Raw genomic sequence first — 1,215 nt, 5'->3', positions numbered from 1 at the left:
CTGGCACCGGTACTACGACCCGGCGACGGGGCGGTACCTGACCCCGGATCCGGTGGGGCTGGCCGGGGGGATCAATCGGTATGCGTATGTGAACGGGAACCCGGTGAATTGGGTGGATCCGGAGGGGTTGTGGGCTGTCGGATTAGTTTTGGGAGCTGCTGCTGGGGCCGTCGGTGGATTCAATGCGGCATTGATTTCAGGCAGCTCTTTGCAGGAGGCTTTTTGGGGAGGTTTGGCTGGAGGTGTTGCAGGTGCAGCTGTTGGTGCTGCTTTGCCTGATATTTTGGGCATTCCAGCTAGCCACGCGGTTGGAGCAATGGCTGGTTCTATCGTAGGGGGGAGCATAGGAGGGGCCACAGGCGCTCTTGTGGTCAACGCCCTTACAGGAGAATTTTCCATCAGATCCATTTTGCAAGGGGCGATTACGGGTGCGATAACAGGTAGCATAGTGGCGCCTGGGGTAGGGTTGGCTGCATTGGCAACAGAAGGTTCCGAGATCGGCATGGGGATTATGGGGGCAAGTGGAAGTATCATGGCAGAAACAGTTTTCGCAGCCGGGAAAGCAGCTTGGGGCCCTCATGGTTGTTCCGATTAAAAAACTGAAAAGATTTCAGTCTGAAAACAACCCGAATGTTTTTGTTTTTGGAGAAAAGTCTGTATTGGCCAATTGGGTTTTGAACCATCCCTTTTGGACTGCCTCAATTTTGGTCTTTTTTGCTATTGTTCCTACAGTTAGTTGTTCGGATCGTTTCCTGAAGGTTTTCATTGTCTTCAGCACATATAACTATGCAATTGCATTAGCTGCAAGGCTTTTGTGCCGCAATCTTTGTTATAAAGTTGAATATGATTTGAGTTCAAGAGTTATTAAATTTTATAGATGCTTCAATAGTGGAGCAATTGAAGCTCCAATTGAAAATGTCGTTTTTTTGTTTGATAGGCATTTTGCTGCAATTTATTCTGTATATAGGTTCACTATATTTAATGAATACATGCCCTATTTTGCCGCTATCATACCTGGAAATGAAATAAAATTTTCTGATGGTATTTATGCAAGATATATGAAGTGGCGGTTTAAGAGCATGAAGAAATCTTTGGAAGGTTGACTCTGGAAATGTGGTATTCTCACGTTCCGGGGAGCTTTGAGCCCCTGGCCCTGGAGCAGGGGGGCCGGGCGTATTTCTACCACCTGGACGGTCTCGGGACGCCGCTGGCGCT

The 1,215-nt window shown here is 48.4% G+C and carries 2 protein-coding genes; both read left to right on the top strand.

What is annotated here, in order from left to right; genetic code table 11:
* On the top strand, positions 1-595 hold a 595-nt coding region (locus HCU62_RS12940), incomplete at its 5' end, for an RHS repeat-associated core domain-containing protein (protein ID WP_169755670.1).
* The gene (locus HCU62_RS11540; protein WP_169755668.1) at positions 522-1,103 is read left to right on the top strand and encodes a hypothetical protein; all 582 of its coding nucleotides are present in this window, start codon (positions 522-524) and stop codon (positions 1,101-1,103) included. The genes HCU62_RS12940 and HCU62_RS11540, both read left to right, overlap by 74 nt.
* The last annotated feature ends 112 nt before the right edge of the window (positions 1,104-1,215 follow it).

Source organism: Dissulfurirhabdus thermomarina, from assembly GCF_012979235.1.
In the GTDB taxonomy this organism is placed as follows: domain Bacteria; phylum Desulfobacterota; class Dissulfuribacteria; order Dissulfuribacterales; family Dissulfurirhabdaceae; genus Dissulfurirhabdus; species Dissulfurirhabdus thermomarina.
This window is presented reverse-complemented; position numbering and strand designations above follow the sequence as displayed.